We start from the raw sequence: 16,188 nt of genomic DNA on the forward strand, positions 1-16,188 counted from the left end.
TCACGTATCCCTTTTAACTGACTGACGGTCGAGCTCTTCGAGGAACTCCTGCGCCGCATCCAGCCCCGACTGGAAGAGTTCGGCCTTGTCGTTGTCCGTCATCACAAAATTCAGCCAGTCCTTGTCGGCTGTATTCACTTCGGCCATCCGTGTCGGATACACCCGGGCTACTCCCCCGTGTCGCTCGACACGCACTTCCTCAAGGCGCTCGAACTCAACCCCGAGATCTTTGTTCTGCTGCCAGACCTCACGGTCCCGCTGCAGCCGGATTGCAGAAATGCATGACAGAGCATCACCCAGCAGATCCCTGTAAGCACGCCGTCCTGTTACGGCGGGGTTTTTCTGGTCCCCGTAAAGCGGCACAACAATCGTTGGCACATCACGCATCACCTCGCGGAAAGAATCGCTGGGCAGGTTTGACACCAGCCCACCATCCAGAAACACCAGCTCATCCAGATCCTTGAAAAAATTCAGCCTGTTCTCGGGCAACAGATGGCCCAGCGAATCTCCTGCCTGGGTGGGCCAGGTGGACTTGTTGGTCCGCATCGTCACGGGCTCGAAGAACGCCGGGATCGACATGGATGTCCGCACAAGACGGGCAGGCGAGACGCGCTGATACTCCGGATCGAGGTAGCTCAGATCCTGAGGGAGAGTGAGCTTCAGGCCAACGGGCATCGCCGTAGTGACAAGCTGCAGCAGGTCTCTGTGGCGTGCGTTTCTGCCGTTTGAGCCGCCAGTGCCGTTCCTGGAGATAGGTGCAGGGATGCCATCTCCCAGGTCAGGTTCCGTGAGTTCTTCTATGTCGTCCCAGATCGCTTTCAATGCACTGTCTAGCTGCTCGATGGACCCGAAATCCATCTCACTCATCACTTCTTCGAGCCAGGCCTCGAAAACATCGCCATAATTCAGTCCACGGCGATCCCGCAGTCTCTTCACCGCCGCGAGAGCGGCAAGCCAGAAACCGGGCGAGAACATACCCGTGCGTTTCAGCGCGCGTTTGATGAAAATCCGGATCGGTCGGGGCCCGTCGATGAAACTGTCCATCGGCACAGAACTGGAAAGCCGTGCCAGTTCCTCAGAGGTTTTCCTGTCCAGATCCGGTCCGCGTATCGCGGCAAGACCCATGGCAATGATTGACCCCGCAGAGGTTCCCGCAAGACCCAGGAACCGCACACCAGCCTGTTCCAGGCCGGCCACAAAACCGGCGTGTGCCAACCCAAGTGTACCGCCGCCCTGCAGAACCAGGTTGCAGACACGGATCTGACCGGAGCTTTCCGGAGTGTCCGGCGAAAGACCGGAGCGGAATGCGTACCGCGGATGGCTTCCGCTGGGGCGTTTTGACGCCCTCAGCCAGAAAAAGCGGTCGACCCCGCTGACACGGTCAGAATCCGCTTCCCTGGCCTGTTCCAGACCAAAGGTATCTTCAATGTGGCTCAGCTTGCGCTTAACGCTTGCAACACTCAATAAATCCATTGCCGACCAGAAAAAACAGCGGCGCTGTCTCCAAAAAACAGAAATCAAAAGTCATCAAAAAATAGGGCTCTACCGTTGCGCGAAAAATTTAATGCGTCAACCCTTTGTGATAGAGAGCGGATTTTCCGGGGTTGCCGGCGCACAAAAGCCCCTTTGTAGAAACGTCGCGCACCAGGATGAATTATGTACTGCGCGGGGAAGCCGGAATGCTGCCACCCCGGAACCTGGACAACAGGACATCCGGCCCACACCGTTCGCCAGTGCCGGCGCCGAAGTTCTCATTCTGAATGGGAAAAGTGGTGAGCCGTGCAGGATTCGAACCTGCGACCCGCTGATTAAAAGTCAGCTGCTCTACCAACTGAGCTAACGGCCCCACTAGGCGGTCTACTTAGAAAGGTGCCGGGACCGGGTCAAGCCCCAAATCGGCCTTTTCGCAAGGACATACTGGATAGTTTCGCCGCAGCGGCTTATATGGCCGCCATGCGTGATGCAGAAGATATCGGTTTGCCCTTCATGAAGATGCACGGGCTTGGAAACGACTTTGTCGTCCTGGACGCACGCGCGCATGAAATCCCCGTTTCAGCAGCCCTCGCACGGGCACTGGGTGACCGTCATCGCGGGGTGGGTTTTGATCAGCTTGCTGTGATGTCGAAAGGTGCTTCCGGACTGCACCTGACCTTCTACAATTCGGATGGTTCGTTTTCAGCGGCCTGCGGAAACGCAACCCGCTGCATTGCACGCTATGTCATGCGGGAAACCGGCGCGGACTCTCTGGAAATGAGCACAGACAGGGGTACACTGCATGCCGTTGATGCAGGCCATGGCCTCACGTCGGTCAACATGGGCCACCCGCAGACAGAGTGGTCTGATATCCCCCTCGCCCGTGATATGGACACGCTCAGCCTTCCGGTTGAAGGCGCACCTGTAGCCACAGGGATGGGCAATCCGCACTGCACGTTCTTTGTGGATGATGCAGATACCATTGATCTGGCCGCGTTTGGTGCCGCACACGAGCATCATCCGCTTTTTCCGGAACGCACAAATGTTCAGGTGGCATCCCTTGTGGGACAAGATCACCTGCGCATGCGGGTCTGGGAACGGGGCGTCGGCATTACCCTGGCCTCAGGTTCCTCCAGCTGTGCAACAGCCGTTGCCGCCGCACGGCGCGGGCTGACCGGGCGCAGGGTTCAGATAGACCTTGATGGCGGTACCCTTCATGTCGACTGGCGCAATGACGGTGTCTGGATGACAGGACCCACCATGCATGTGTTCTCCGGTCATCTGACCCGGGACTTTCTGGACAGCCTGGTATGAACGCGCCGGTATTTTCGACAATGGGCTGCCGCCTGAATGCCTATGAGACGGCGGCCATGCAGGAACTGGCAGAAGAAGCCGGTCTGAAAAATGCCGTTGTCATCAACACCTGTGCGGTCACCGCCGAAGCCGTGCGAAAGGCGCGCAAGGATATCCGCCGGCTGCGGCGTGAAAATCCGCAAGCCCGGCTGATTGTCACGGGGTGCGCCGCGCAAACCGAGCCCGAAACCTTCACCGCCATGCCGGAAGTGGACGCGGTCATCGGCAACACGGAGAAGATGCGAAGCAGCACCTGGCAGGGGCTGGCCGCGGATTTCATCGGCGAGACAGAAGCGCTGCAGGTTGACGACATCATGTCGGTGACTGAAACGGCCGGGCACCTGATCGATGGCTTCGGGTCCCGCAGCCGCGCATATGTCCAGGTTCAGAACGGTTGTGACCACAGGTGCACGTTCTGCATCATTCCCTACGGACGGGGAAATTCGAGAGCGGTTCCGGCAGGTGTCGTGGTGGACCAGATCAAACGGCTTGTGGACCGCGGGTACAACGAAGTCGTTCTGACAGGTGTCGACCTGACGAGCTGGGGTGGTGATCTTCCTGGGAACCCGAGGCTGGGTGACCTGGTCATGCGTATTCTGCGGCTGGTGCCCGATCTGCCGCGCCTGAGGATCAGTTCCATTGACAGCATTGAGGCCGACGAGAACCTGATGCAGGCCATCGCTACGGAATCACGCCTGATGCCACATCTGCATCTTTCGCTGCAACACGGTGATGATCTGATTCTCAAGAGAATGAAGCGCCGTCACCTGCGCGATGACGCGATCCGGTTCACCGAGGAAGCCCGCCGGCTGCGGCCTGACATGACCTTCGGCGCTGATATCATCGCAGGTTTTCCGACGGAAACCGAAGCCATGTTTGAAAACAGCCTGGCGCTGGTTCAGGACTGCGATCTGACATGGCTGCATGTTTTTCCTTATTCCCCGCGCAAAGGAACGCCTGCAGCACGGATGCCTGCTGTAGATGGCACGGCGATCCGCGAAAGAGCCGCAAGACTGCGCGAGGCGGGCGTGGCGAAGGTTTCACAGCATCTCGCGGCGCAGGTCGGCCGGCGGCACCAGGTTCTTATGGAAGGCCCCAATTTGGGCCGCACGGAACAGTTTGCCGAAGTCCATACGCGGCAGGCACAGACGACCGGCAGCATTGTAACCCTCGACATTGCGGAAACAGACAACGGTGTACTGCGCGCCTGATCCGATGCCGGGCTTTCAAGAAATATCGTGACAAAGCTCTACACGCCTCGCTAGTCTTTAGGTACTGGTGGGGAGTACCGGTAGTTGTATCAGTGCGAATGGCAGACCTGAGAGTTCAGACCAACATGGTCTGTGTTCTCCCTTTTCCTGTGAACCGGCTTGTATTGCCGGTTTTTGGGGACGTCACATTGCATCTGAGACAGCCGTCGGCTCCACCTGCACAGGGAAGCACAGAGTTCGCAATGGATAACAAATCACTGCCCAAGACCGGGTTTCTGGCCAACGCATCCTCAGACCTTTCTGAGCTGCTGGATTCGTTGTCCACGGTTGTGGACCTGTCAGAAGGCGAAGTGCTCTTTGAACAGGGCGACGCAGGTGATGCGCTTTACGCCATTGTTTCCGGGTCGCTGGAATTCAGCATCCTGTCCCGGGAGGGCCGCAAGCTTTCGCTGGATGTGATGCGCCCCGGTGCCTTGTTTGGCGAGATCGCACTTTTTGACCCAGGCACCCGCACCGCGACGGTGACTGCGCTGGAAAAATCGCGTGTCCGGGGCGTGAAGAACGCCGATGTCATTGCTGCGATCCGCAAAAAGCCTGATCTTGGTATTGATATGATCCAGCTGGCCGGCGAACGCATGCGCTGGATGAGCAGCCAGCTTAATGAACAGGTTTTTCTGCCGATGCCGGCCCGGCTGGCGCGCAAGATCCTGTATCTCACGCTGGACGGGTCCGAACAGCTGGCTACGCTCGCGTTGTCGCAGTCGGAACTGGCTGAATTTGTCGGTGCAACGCGCGAAGCCGTATCCAAGACGTTGTCGTTGTGGAAACGGGCGGGCGTGATTGATGTCAGCAGGGGGGGCGTGCGTGTGCTGGACCGCGATGCCCTGCAGATTATGGCCGATCTCCATCAGATTTAATGCATCGGATGTGATGCGTTTCACATACTGCGATTCGTCTTTGAGGCATTCTGGGTGCAGTCAGTAGATTCGGTTCCCCGAGGGAACACAGCACACAGAGGATTGCAAAATGCATCGCCCCGGAAAAAGCCCGCCAAAGCCGGAAAATTCAGTCAGCAGGAAGTCCCCCGTCCGGGCCATGATCAGCTGGCTGATCGAAACGGACCGTGAGTTTCGCGCAGCGCAGGCAATGGTCGACGACACCTACTTTCGCCGCTGAAGAACAGAAACCGCCCTCCGGTGAGACGGCGGTTTCGACATCCGCAAACGCCCCGGATCCATCTGAGAAATGAACGGAATTCGGAAGAAAAAGGAAACTATCAGCCGCAAATGTGAACTGGATCACATACAGCGATTCTATCAGAGGTTAAGAATTAGTTATTGTCAGTGAGAGTGAGGGGTAGACGCCTTATTTCAGGTGTCAGTGGTAACAAGGATTTAAGTAGACAGCCGAGTGGGACATGCGTGTTTATCAAGTATTTTCTGCCAATTGCACGCAGGCACGTTTCCCGGTTGAATTGTACTCTCCCCAGGGTCTGTAATTAGCCTTCTTTTTGAAGGTACAGACGGAAAACCCCCCGCGCAGTTTCTGCCGGGGGGTTTTTTTTAACTTAGGTCCTGACGGTGTATCAGGCGGACTTCTTGCCCTTGACCGGCGCCCAGAGACGCTTGTTTGTCAGGTACAGCAGCACCGACAGAATTGTCAGGAACAGCACACCAGCAAAACCAGCCTGCTTGCGCGCCATCATTTTGGGTTCAGCGGTCCACATCAGGAATGCGGACACGTCTTCTGCCATGTGATGGATGTCGTTGGCGTGGCCATCCGAGAACTCAACCTGTTCGTCATAAAGCGGCGGCGCCATGGAAATATAGCCACCCGGGAACGCCGTGTTCTCATAAAGAGTAACACCGGCTTCCTCTTTTTCCTTTCCGGTATACCCGGTCAGCAGCGAAGCAATGTATTCCGGTCCACCAATCCCTTTGAAGAACTGGTTGATACCCAGTCCATAGGGTCCGTGGAAACCAGCACGTGCCTTGGCCATGAGGCTCAGGTCAGGTGCGTTCTCCAGGCCGGATTCCGGAAAATGGTCTGCCGGACGCGCCGGGCGGAAATCGTCCAGTTCTGCATCGAAAACTTCATAGTTCTCAGCATAGGCGCGCACCTGATCAGCAGGCATATTCGGGCCGCCTTCGTCAGACAGCGTCCGGATCGGCACAAACTTCAGACCGTGGCAGGCGGCGCAGACTTCGGTGTAAATCTGAAGACCACGCTGCAGCTGGTTCTGGTCATATGTTCCGAAGGGACCTTCAAACGAGAAGTCAAAGTCCTCGATATGACCCGCTTTGCCGGCCGCGTGTACTGCACCTGTGCTCAGCGCGAGCACAGTAGCAGCGGTAAGGGCAAGTTTCTTAAACATCTCTTGTGTCCTTTATTCCGCGGGTGTTGCGGCTGTTTCACCGGCGCCGGATTTTGCTTTCTTGGCAGCAAAGTCTTCTTCGATGGTTGCGGGCTGAGCCAGCGGTTTTTCGATCACACCCAGCAGCGGCAGGATGATCAGGAAATACGCAAACCAGTAGGCCGAACCGATCAGAGCAATGATCGGATAGATGCCTTCGGCAGGCATCGCGCCAACCCACATCAGAACGAAGAAGTTCACGACGAACACCCAGAACCACATTTTGAGCATCGGGCGGTACCGTGCAGAGCGCACGGAGGAGGTATCGAGCCACGGCGCAAGCGCCATGACAGCGATCGAGCCGAACATTGCAAGCACGCCGAAGAACTTCGCATCGATGATTCCGCCGGTCAGGAAGGATGCAATCTGCACTACCCAGACAGTGTCGTCAAAGGCGCGCAGGATCGCGTAGAACGGCAGGAAGTACCATTCCGGAACGATGTGTGCGGGCGTCGCCAGAGCATTCGCTTCAATGTAGTTGTCCGGGTGGCCGAGGTAGTTCGGCATGAAACCGACAACCGCAAAGAACACTGCGAGGATAACCGCGAGCGCGAACAGGTCCTTGATCACGAAGTAAGGCCAGAAAGGCAGCGTGTCTTTCTCTGCTTCTTCCTTGGACGTACGGCGCACCTCAACCCCGGTCGGGTTGTTGTTACCGGTCGTGTGGAACGCCCAGATGTGCACGATCACGAGGCCCAGGATAACGAAGGGCAGCAGGTAGTGCAGCGAGAAGAAACGGTTCAGCGTTGCATTGTCCACCGCGGGTCCACCCAGCAGCCATGTCTGCAGCGCTTCACCGATGAACGGAATCGCGCCAAAGAGGCCGGTGATCACAGTCGCGCCCCAGAAAGACATCTGACCCCAGGGCAGAACGTAGCCCATAAAGGCCGTACCCATCATCAGCAGGTAGATCAGCATGCCGATAATCCACGTGATCTCGCGCGGCGCCTTGTAAGAACCGTAGTAAAGACCGCGGAAAATATGTGCGTACACCGCCACAAAGAACAGCGACGCGCCGTTCTGGTGCATGTACCGGAGCATATAGCCGCCGTTGACGTTACGCATGATGTGCTCGACCGATGCAAAGGCGTGATCGACATGCGGTGTGTAGTGCATCACCAGGACAATGCCTGTGACAATCTGAAGAACGAGAACAAACGTCAGAACGATGCCCCAGATCCACATCCAGTTGAGGTTTTTGGGCGTGGGGATCATCAGCGTGTCGTACATCAGGCCGATAATCGGCAGACGCTTCGCCAGGCTCTTTTCCCAGTTCGCCTTGGGTTCGTAATGGTCGTGAGGAATTCCAGCCATGAGGTTTCTCCCTTAACCCAGTTTGATCGTTGTTTCGTCGACGAATTCGGCGACAGGAACGGGCAGGTTCCGGGGCGCAGGGCCCTTACGGATCCGGCCGGAAATATCGTAGTGCGAACCGTGGCACGGGCAGAACCAGCCGTCGAAATCGCCGGCGTCGCCCAGCGGAACGCAGCCAAGGTGTGTACAGACGCCCATCATCACCAGCCATTCACCGGCCTCATCGAGCGAGCGGTTTTCATCAGCGGCATCGGCATCGGCCCGCACGTTTGCGTTGTCGGCCAGCGGATCGGGCAGATCTGCGACATCAACGTCACGCGCCTCGGCGATCTCTTCCGGTGTCCGGCGGCGGATAAACACAGGTTTTCCAAGCCATTTTACCGTCAGCTGCGTGCCTGGTTCGACACCGCTCACATCAACGCGGATAGACGACAGCGCCAGAACATCCGCAGAAGGGTTCATCTGGTTCACAAGCGGCCAGATGGCAGCGCCTGCGGTTACTGCGCCCGCTCCGGCTGTGGCGTAGTAAAGGAAATCCCTGCGGGTGCCTTCCTGATCATCTGCATGCGACACGGGTTCACTCCATTTCATGGGCCTTTAGCGGCCTGTGTACACGACCGGCCACGCGCACGTAGCCTGCTGATCCGGGTATGTAGCCGTGTGGCGGCCACTCGTCCAGTAACCTTAGACGCGCAAACCGTCGCAGTCTGGCCCCGAATACGCGATTTCGGCGCTGCCTAAAGGCCAAATCCTTATTTAGTGTGAATTCAGGCAGCCGGCGGGCGGGTCGCCTGCATCGACGGGCGCGAATCAAAAGCGGCGTGCCAGGACGCCAGAGCTTCGTTGCCATTGCGCCAGTTCCGGGCACCATGACGGAAATCGACGTAAGACAGCGCGCAGGCCACGGAAATATGCGCCATGCTGACCGGGCCCTCAAGATGACCCATCCAGCGGCCGTTCAGCGCCTGAAGAGCGCGGCTGACTTTGGTCCACTGTGCCTCGACCCAGTCATCCGACTGTTCGTTTTCGGGGCGCAGTTTGCGCTCGTAAGCCATTGAAACGGCGCAATCCATGATGCCGTCTCCGGTTGCCTCAAGCGTTCGGTTTTCCCAGACGCCGGCCCCTGACGGATACAGCGATCCGTCAAACAGTTCGTTGAGATAACCGCAGATGACCCGGCTGTCATAGAGCGTCACACCATCATCACGCTGGAGCGCGGGGATTTTTGCCAGTGGGTTCGCGGCAGCCAGCGCCTGATCGGACGCAAACGCCGTGGTCGCGATGGTTTCCAGTGTCACCCGGTCAACGCTGTCGAGTTCATGCAGCAGCACGACGACTTTGCGCACATACGGAGAAAGCGGTGAGTGAAAAAGCTTCATGACGGTACCCTCTGTTTGCGCCGCGACCCTAACAGACCGTTCAGCCCTGTCCATCGGCCGCGCGCATCAGCGCCGCCAGAACGGACAGGTCCGTGCCCTGCCCATAGGCCTCAACGTGATCGGCGGCCCGCAGCCGGACGTCATCCGGTTTGTTCTGGTTGAGCTTCCACGTGCCATCAACACCGGTGACCTGCATCCGGCAGGGCACAATGGCGCGCATCATCCGCTCCATCACCCCGTCGGACATTTTGCCGGTCGTCCAGGGGGGTTTCGGCAGCAGCCTTTCTTCAAACAGCGCGGACTGTCGGTCCAGCAGAGCATGCAGTTGGTCCTGCGGCAGCACTTCCAGCATCCCGGTCAGATGCACGGCCACATAATTCCACGTCGGCACCTGATCCGGCACATCGTACCAGTCAGGCGACACATAACTGTCCGGACCTGAAACCGCGAGACGGGCGGACAGAGGTTCCTGTCTCAGTGCGCGCGCGATCGGGTTGGACCGCAGAAGATGCAGCCAGACGTATCCGCCATCCTCATCCAGCAGAAACGGAATATGCGACATCCATGGGCCATCGGCGCCGCCCACCGCAATCACACCGAATGCACGCTCACGCGCCCAGGCAAGGTTGTTCTGCGCGTCCTCAGTGTGGAAAACCGGATTAGGGTGCATCGCTCTGCTCTCTGAAAGTGTCGCATTTGCTCTTGCAGGGTTTTTGAGCGGCTGACAAGCTGGGCGCATTCTCAGGGCGGGGTGGAATTCCCCACCGGCGGTATGCGGGCTGGACCCGCGAGCCCGCGAGCGGCCTTTCACGAGAGAGGTGTCAGCAGATCCGGTGAGACGCCGGAGCCGACGGTTACAGTCCGGATGAAAGAGAATGCGGCTTACCGCGGGGCAAAAGCGCCTGCGCGTGGCCGTGATCGCCTTGGGTGGACGTGTCTGAACACAAGGAGATCGATATGACACACACCCGTTATGCCTTCGTCAAAGCGCAGTGGCACGCTGACATCGTGGACCGCGCGCTTGATGGTTTTCTGGAAACAATACCCGCCGGACAGGTCGATGTCTTCGACGTGCCGGGCGCGTTTGAAATGCCTCTGATGGCTCGCGACCTGGCGGCGTCCGGCCGCTATGGCGCCGTAGTCTGTGCAGCATTCGTCGTGGATGGCGGCATCTATCGTCATGATTTTGTGGCGCAATCGGTGGTCGACGGGCTGATGCGGGCCGGGCTGGACACCGGGGTGCCGGTGCTGTCGGTGTCGCTGACACCGCATCATTACCAGGAGACTGACCACCACAATGCCATCTACCGCGAGCACTTTGTCACAAAGGGGCGTGAGGCGGCACAGGCGGCACTTGGAATCCTGCGCGCGCGTGAGGCGCTGACAGTCAGAGCGGCCTAGCCGAGATAGGCGCGCAGGGCTGGCGGTGGGTTGTTCATCAACGCTGCTGCCGGTTCGGGCGGATGCGCCACACCGCCTTCGACAAACACAACATCATCCGCGATACGCGCAACGTCTTCCGGCGCATGGGTGACCATCATCATGGTCGCCCCGGTTTCCGTGGCCAGGTCACGCACCAGATCGAGCATCTCGCGCCGCAGCGCGGGGCCCAGCGCCGCAAAGGGCTCATCCAGCAGTACCAGCGGTCGCTGTTGCACCAGAATGCGGGCAAGTGCTGCGCGGCTCTGCTGTCCACCTGAGAGCGCCCCGGGTCTGCGCGCCTCCATACCCGCAAGGCCGACCCGGTCGAGCGCCAGCGCAATCCGTGTATGTTCCTCGGCAGTGAGCCGCAGGGCCGGGCGCAGGCCCAGACCAACATTCTGCGTCAGCGTCAGATGCGGAAAGAGATTGTTGTCCTGAAACAGCATGGAAATAGCCCGCGCGCCGGGGGCTGCGCCGGTGATATCCGCACCATCCAGCGTGATCCGTCCGGCTGCCAGCGGAACAAAACCGCTGACCGCACCAAGCAGCGTGGACTTGCCCGCGCCTGATGGCCCGATCACCGCCACACGGCGACCTGCCGGGACAGTCATATCTGCCGTCAGGGCAAAGGACCCCTGCTCAATCCGCAGGGCTTCAAGTTTCAGCATGCCAGCGTCCTCCGCGGTCACATATCCAGAACACACCGAGCGCCATCACCAGCAGCAACAGCGCCGCGCCGGCAGCGGCCTCTGTGCGGTAGGCCCCCATCAGGCGGTACATCTGCAGCGGCAGGGTCGTGCGGTCCGGATCGGAAAAGAGCGCGATCACGCCCAGATCCCCGACCGACAGCGCCCCGGTCAGCCCAGCGGCAAATCCGATCTGCCGGCGCGCGCGTGGCAGAACCAGCCAGTGCCAGGCCTGTATGCCACGGATACCCAGCGTGACGCAGAGCCGTCCGTAGCCCTGCAACGCATCGCGAACGCCCGGCACGATTATGCGCAGAGCAAACGGCAGGGCCATCAGCGCATTGACCACCGCCGTCACGGGCAATGACAGCGCCACCGGATCCGCGATGGGGTTGATCAGAATGAACCAGCCAACGCCCAGCATCAGCGGCGAGGCCGACAGACCGATCAGCCCAATGGCCTCTGCACTCCCCTTTTCGCGGATCGCGATCCACCCGGCCAGTGGTAGCGCCAGCGCCAGCATGACCACGACACTCAGCGCCGCAACCCAGAGGGATGTGAATGCAGCAGACCATGCAGTGGCCGGCACATGCACCAACCCGGCGAGCCCGGACAGGGTCACTGCGGTCAACGGACCAAGCAGGAAAAGTGCGCCAAGCACAATCGCAAGGCCATCAAGCCATCTTTGCACGCCGGGACGCGCATCGTGTCGGGCGACGCTGCGGTCCATGCCTGCGCCCATGGGTATGTCCGGGATAATCCGCAGGGCCAGTACTGCGGCACTCCCGGCCAGAAAGAGCTGCACCACAGACAGAAAAGCGGCCCGTGACAGGTCAAACTCGAAACGGAATGCCTGATAGATGGCGAGCTCAATCGTTGTGGCACGCGGGCCGCCGCCCAGTGTGAGCGCCACCGCAAAGCTGGTCAGACAGATGACAAAAATCAGGGCCGCGGCACCCGGCAGAATGCGCCGGATCATCGGCCATTCCAGGGTATGAAACACCATCCGGGGCGGCAGATCGAGCTGTGCGGCCAGACGGAAATGCTCAGACGGAATGCTCTGCCAGCCCTGCAGCAGCAAACGCGTCGCCAGAGGCAGATTGAAAAACACATGGGCCAGCACGACACCGTGCAGACCGTAAATGGACACTTCCGGCAGACCGATAGCGCCCAGGGCCTGGTTGAGCAGGCCGTTGCGTCCGAAGATTGCAAGCAGACCGAGCACCGCAACGATAACCGGCAGAATGAAAGGTGCCCCCAGAAGGGTAATCAGCAGACCTTTGCCCGGCATGTCGCGCCGGGCCAGTGCGCGGGCCAGCGGCACCGCAAGCACAACCGAAAAGACAGCAGACAGCGTCGCCTGAAAGAGGGTGAACCGTATCGCCGCCCAGTCGGCGGGGCCGAAACCACCGCCAGGTTCCGCGCGCAGACCGATGCCCACAAAGGCCAGAACAACCGCCGCGACGACCAGCGCCGCGGCAATCATACCGGATCGTCCGGTTACTGGCTGAGCGCTGAGCGCCATGTCTCAATGGCCTGTGCCTGAAGCTCAGTGGCCTCGGCTTCGCTGTAGAAAAGAACGTTTTCAGGCAGGTTCAGCTGCGACCACCCTTCGGGCCATTTGTCTTTGGACAGTGCTGCCGGGAGGGACCAGTTGGCCGTCGGGATCATCGACTGGAAATCACCGGACATCACGTAAGCCATGAACGCATCCGCCAGCTCGGGCTCTTCGGTCCTGGCCACTTTGCCCACCGTTTCGACCATAAAGTAATGACCTTCCGGGAAGATCGCCGCCTTTTTGGTGAAATCCTCTTCCGCAAACATGTGATACGCGGGCGACGTGGTGTAGCTCAGCACCATGTCGGCTTCACCGTCGGTGAACATGCCATAGCTGGTGGACCAGTCCTTGGTGACCGTCAGGATTTTCGGCGCCAGCTGCGCCCAGGCTTCATCAGCCCGGTCACCGTAGACGGCCTGCACCCAGAGCACCAGCGCGAGCCCGGAAATAGAAGTACGCGGGTCCTGAATGACGATTTTCACATCATCGGGCAGCGCCAGCATCTCTTCGAAGCTGGCCGGCGGATTGTCCATCAGTGTTTCATTGTAGATGAAAGCTGTGTGGCCGTAGTTGAACGGCAGGAAGGTGTCATCCGTCCAGTCAACCGGCAGGGTCAGCGCGCTGTTGTCCTGGCCGTGGGTTCCGAAAAGACCCGTTGCGCGGGCTTTGGCCGTGACATCAGAGGTCAGGCCAATCACCACATCTGCCTTCGTACGCTCGCCTTCCAGCAGCAGACGCGGCAGCAGGTCGCCGGTGGACCATTCCAGATCGCACTCGCAGAAAGCCTCAAAGCCTTCCTCAATCATCGGGCCGGGGCCCCATTCGGATGTGAAATAGTCGCCCGCATATACTGTGAGGACGGGTGTGTCCGCCCAGGCCTGGCTGGCACAGAGCAGGGTAGCTGCAATTGCTGTAGTCTTACGCATGATCATTCCTTTTCAAATGCGTCAGACGGCGAAAGAGGATGATCAGGTCAACCTTCCCTCCGCCGGTCTTAACCGGTTCAGGTTCTACGGGTCCGCGTGATACGCATCTCAGCCAGGTTGGCCCCCCGAGGTGTGGTCAGACGTAATGCGCCGCCCCGGGATTGGCAAGCGATAAGGTCTTGAGGCGCGCCGCCTGCGCCGGTAAGCAGCGGGGCCAGAGGAGCAAATGCATGTCGATGAACAGTTTTGGCCACCTTTTCCGTGTCACGACCTGGGGTGAAAGCCACGGGCCGGCTCTGGGTGCGACCGTGGATGGCTGCCCTCCGGGCGTGGAGATCGACGAAGCGTCGATCCAGCACTGGCTGGACAAGCGCAAACCGGGTCAGAACAAATACACGACACAGCGCCGCGAAGCCGATGAGGTGAAAATCCTGTCCGGGACCTTTGAGGGGAAAACAACCGGCACGCCGGTTCAGCTGATGATCGAAAACACCGACCAGCGGTCCAAAGATTACGGCGACATCAAAGACAAATTCCGTCCGGGACATGCGGATATCACCTATTTCCAGAAATACGGCATCCGCGATTATCGCGGCGGCGGGCGGTCGAGCGCGCGCGAGACCGCTGCCCGCGTGGCGGCAGGTGGTCTCGCGCGCGCAGCGCTCCGCTCACTCGTACCCGCGCTGGAGATCAAAGGGTATATGACCCGCATGGGTGCCCACGGGATAGACCGGGACCGGTTCGACTGGGCGCAGATTGACGAAAACCCGTTCTGGGTGCCGGACGCGCAGGCCGCAACAGACTGGGCGGCGTATCTGGATGGGCTGCGCAAATCCGGCAGTTCGGTCGGCGCGGTCATTGAAGTTGTCGCACGAGGCGTGCCCGCAGGCCTCGGCGCGCCGGTCTATGGCAAACTCGATACTGATCTTGCGGCGGCCATGATGAGCATCAACGCCGTCAAGGGCGTGGAAATTGGCGAGGGCATGTCAGCTGCCATGCTGACGGGTGAACTGAACGCTGATGAGATTTCGATGGGTCCGGACGGGCCGGTATACTCCTCCAACCACGCGGGTGGCATTCTGGGCGGCATCAGCACGGGTCAGGACATCGTCGTCCGTTTCGCGGTCAAACCGACCTCCAGCATCCTGACCACACGCAAGACAATCACCAGACAGGGTGAGGACACCGAGATCATCACCAAAGGCCGCCACGATCCCTGTGTCGGTATCCGGGCCGTGCCCGTTGGTGAGGCAATGATGGCCTGTGTCCTGCTGGATCATCTGATGCTGCACCGTGGTCAGGTCGGCGAAAACCAGGGTCACATCGGCTGAACAGGATCAGCGCGCCCGGAGCAGCTCTTCGATGCCGCGACCACTCTGCTCGACAATACCCAGTGGCAGGCATGATCGCGCCAGAACCCTTAAACCGATGTATTGCGTCAGCAGAACGTTGGCGAGTGTCGCGCGGGCATCGGTCTGCAGTGTATCGTGCAGCGGTGACACCGACAGGGCGACGGCCATCGCATCGCGGATCCGGCGCAGGCCATTATTCACGGCCGCCGCAATTTCCGGATCCGACATCTCACTGCCCGCCGCAGCGGTGCACAGCAGACAACCGCGCCGGTCCCCATCCCGGACAGCCTGAACAATACCCTTAAACAGCCCAAGAATACGGCGACGCCCATCCGGCACACTGGGATCCGTCAGCCGGGCAACAGCTTTGTCGACCGCAACCTTGCCATAATAATCGAGCACCCGCAGATAGAGAGACTTTTTGTCACCGAATGCCTTGTAAAGACTGCCACGGGTCAGCTCCATCCCTTCCAGCAGATCAGGCAGCGACGCTTCCTCATAGCCTTTTGTCCAGAACACGCCGGCGGCTTTCCGGATTGCGTCCTCTGTGTCGAATTCCCTGGGGCGTGCCATTGCAACCTCATTTCAGATGTCAGCGCATACATAATTCGGAACTGACTGATACACAATCACAGTTTTGTGTATTGTACCGGTCGGTTCCGAATCCTATCTGGGGTCCATCGGAACCACTCGGAAGGACAGTAAAATGAAAAACCTCATCACTGCTATACTTGTCGCCGGCCTCACTGCTCTCGCCACTTTCGGCGCCCAGGCCGGGCCCTCCGGCACTTTCACCGGAGCAAGCGACCACATCACTACCGGCAAAGTCACCATTGAACGCAACGATGACGGCACAGCAACTGTCACCCTGCACGAAGACTTTTCCCTGGATGGCGCGCCCGATCCGCGGGTCGGCTTTGGCAAGGATGGCGAATATGCAACCGGGACAGATCTTGGCGCACTGCAGAAACTCGCAGGAACACAGACCTACATCGTTCCGGCCTCTGTAAACCTTGATGATTATAACGAGATTTACATCTGGTGCCTGAAGTTTTCTGTGCCTCTTGGTTTTGCCGCACTTAATTAATGTTTCAACAGATC

17 protein-coding genes, 1 tRNA gene and 2 riboswitches are annotated in these 16,188 nt (G+C 59.3%); of the genes, 7 read left to right on the forward strand and 11 right to left on the reverse strand.

Annotated elements, in window-relative coordinates; genetic code table 11:
- On the reverse strand, nt 1-1,464 hold the full coding sequence (locus AB4K19_RS15970) for a patatin-like phospholipase family protein (protein WP_436398294.1): 1,464 nt from the start codon (nt 1,462-1,464) through the stop codon (nt 1-3).
- A gap of 306 nt (nt 1,465-1,770) precedes the next feature.
- Nucleotides 1,771-1,846: transfer RNA gene (locus AB4K19_RS15975), tRNA-Lys, on the reverse strand.
- Nucleotides 1,847-1,944: 98 nt separating this feature from the next.
- Between AB4K19_RS15975 and dapF the strand changes: the two genes are divergently transcribed.
- The 4 genes from dapF (at nt 1,945) to AB4K19_RS15995 (ending at nt 5,213) form a co-directional block, all read left to right on the forward strand.
- On the forward strand, nt 1,945-2,787 hold the full coding sequence (gene dapF, locus AB4K19_RS15980; protein ID WP_375229278.1) for a diaminopimelate epimerase: 843 nt from the start codon (nt 1,945-1,947) through the stop codon (nt 2,785-2,787).
- Entirely contained in the window at nt 2,784-4,037 is a 1,254-nt protein-coding gene (gene mtaB, locus AB4K19_RS15985; RefSeq protein WP_375229279.1) for a tRNA (N(6)-L-threonylcarbamoyladenosine(37)-C(2))-methylthiotransferase MtaB, read from the forward strand. Before dapF ends, mtaB begins: the two co-directional genes overlap by 4 nt.
- A gap of 242 nt (nt 4,038-4,279) precedes the next feature.
- A complete protein-coding gene (locus tag AB4K19_RS15990; RefSeq protein ID WP_436398297.1) occupies nt 4,280-4,954 on the forward strand; it encodes a Crp/Fnr family transcriptional regulator in 675 nt (224 codons plus the stop codon).
- A gap of 109 nt (nt 4,955-5,063) precedes the next feature.
- Nucleotides 5,064-5,213 (forward strand): hypothetical protein, encoded by a 150-nt coding sequence (locus tag AB4K19_RS15995; RefSeq protein WP_436398298.1) that lies wholly within the window; start codon nt 5,064-5,066, stop codon nt 5,211-5,213.
- 409 nt (nt 5,214-5,622) lie between these two features.
- Here the strand turns inward: AB4K19_RS15995 and AB4K19_RS16000 are convergent, their stop codons facing one another.
- The 5 genes from AB4K19_RS16000 to AB4K19_RS16020 form a co-directional block, all read right to left on the reverse strand.
- Complete coding sequence (locus AB4K19_RS16000) at nt 5,623-6,411, reverse strand: cytochrome c1 (protein WP_375229280.1); 789 nt, start codon at nt 6,409-6,411, stop codon at nt 5,623-5,625.
- A gap of 12 nt (nt 6,412-6,423) precedes the next feature.
- The gene (locus AB4K19_RS16005) at nt 6,424-7,764 is read right to left on the reverse strand and encodes a cytochrome b (RefSeq protein ID WP_375229281.1); all 1,341 of its coding nucleotides are present in this window, start codon (nt 7,762-7,764) and stop codon (nt 6,424-6,426) included.
- 12 nt (nt 7,765-7,776) lie between these two features.
- Entirely contained in the window at nt 7,777-8,337 is a 561-nt protein-coding gene (gene petA, locus AB4K19_RS16010) for a ubiquinol-cytochrome c reductase iron-sulfur subunit (RefSeq protein ID WP_375229282.1), read from the reverse strand.
- Between the two features lie 194 nt (nt 8,338-8,531).
- Complete coding sequence (locus tag AB4K19_RS16015; RefSeq protein ID WP_375229283.1) at nt 8,532-9,143, reverse strand: glutathione S-transferase; 612 nt, start codon at nt 9,141-9,143, stop codon at nt 8,532-8,534.
- A gap of 40 nt (nt 9,144-9,183) precedes the next feature.
- Nucleotides 9,184-9,813 (reverse strand): FMN-binding negative transcriptional regulator, encoded by a 630-nt coding sequence (locus tag AB4K19_RS16020; RefSeq protein WP_436398301.1) that lies wholly within the window; start codon nt 9,811-9,813, stop codon nt 9,184-9,186.
- Nucleotides 9,814-9,876: 63 nt separating this feature from the next.
- Nucleotides 9,877-10,024: riboswitch (FMN riboswitch) on the forward strand.
- Nucleotides 10,025-10,100: 76 nt separating this feature from the next.
- Here AB4K19_RS16020 and AB4K19_RS16025 point away from each other — a divergent pair.
- Nucleotides 10,101-10,544, forward strand: a complete 444-nt coding sequence (locus AB4K19_RS16025) for a 6,7-dimethyl-8-ribityllumazine synthase (RefSeq protein ID WP_436398302.1) — start codon at nt 10,101-10,103, stop codon at nt 10,542-10,544.
- On the opposite strand, the gene AB4K19_RS16030 is transcribed toward AB4K19_RS16025, so the two are convergent.
- Genes AB4K19_RS16030 through AB4K19_RS16040 form a run of 3 tightly spaced genes read right to left on the reverse strand, consistent with a single transcriptional unit; the run spans nt 10,541 to nt 13,735 of the window.
- Nucleotides 10,541-11,233, reverse strand: a complete 693-nt coding sequence (locus AB4K19_RS16030; protein ID WP_375229284.1) for a thiamine ABC transporter ATP-binding protein — start codon at nt 11,231-11,233, stop codon at nt 10,541-10,543. The genes AB4K19_RS16025 and AB4K19_RS16030 overlap by 4 nt on opposite strands.
- A complete protein-coding gene (locus AB4K19_RS16035) occupies nt 11,220-12,776 on the reverse strand; it encodes a thiamine/thiamine pyrophosphate ABC transporter permease ThiP (protein ID WP_375229285.1) in 1,557 nt (518 codons plus the stop codon). The genes AB4K19_RS16030 and AB4K19_RS16035 overlap by 14 nt, the downstream gene beginning before the upstream one ends.
- Nucleotides 12,752-13,735, reverse strand: coding sequence for a thiamine ABC transporter substrate-binding protein (locus AB4K19_RS16040; protein ID WP_375229286.1), 984 nt, complete (start codon nt 13,733-13,735; stop codon nt 12,752-12,754). Before AB4K19_RS16040 ends, AB4K19_RS16035 begins: the two co-directional genes overlap by 25 nt.
- Nucleotides 13,736-13,772: 37 nt before the next feature.
- Nucleotides 13,773-13,873: riboswitch (TPP riboswitch) on the reverse strand.
- A gap of 92 nt (nt 13,874-13,965) precedes the next feature.
- Between AB4K19_RS16040 and aroC the strand changes: the two genes are divergently transcribed.
- The gene (gene aroC, locus AB4K19_RS16045) at nt 13,966-15,066 is read left to right on the forward strand and encodes a chorismate synthase (protein WP_375229287.1); all 1,101 of its coding nucleotides are present in this window, start codon (nt 13,966-13,968) and stop codon (nt 15,064-15,066) included.
- Between the two features lie 6 nt (nt 15,067-15,072).
- On the opposite strand, the gene AB4K19_RS16050 is transcribed toward aroC, so the two are convergent.
- A complete protein-coding gene (locus AB4K19_RS16050) occupies nt 15,073-15,660 on the reverse strand; it encodes a TetR/AcrR family transcriptional regulator (RefSeq protein ID WP_375229288.1) in 588 nt (195 codons plus the stop codon).
- A gap of 133 nt (nt 15,661-15,793) precedes the next feature.
- Here AB4K19_RS16050 and AB4K19_RS16055 point away from each other — a divergent pair, with 133 nt between their 5' ends.
- Nucleotides 15,794-16,174 (forward strand): DM13 domain-containing protein, encoded by a 381-nt coding sequence (locus tag AB4K19_RS16055; protein ID WP_375229289.1) that lies wholly within the window; start codon nt 15,794-15,796, stop codon nt 16,172-16,174.
- The last annotated feature ends 14 nt before the right edge of the window (nt 16,175-16,188 follow it).

It is taken from the genome of Roseobacter phycocola, assembly GCF_042055075.2.
Lineage (GTDB): Bacteria > Pseudomonadota > Alphaproteobacteria > Rhodobacterales > Rhodobacteraceae > Roseobacter.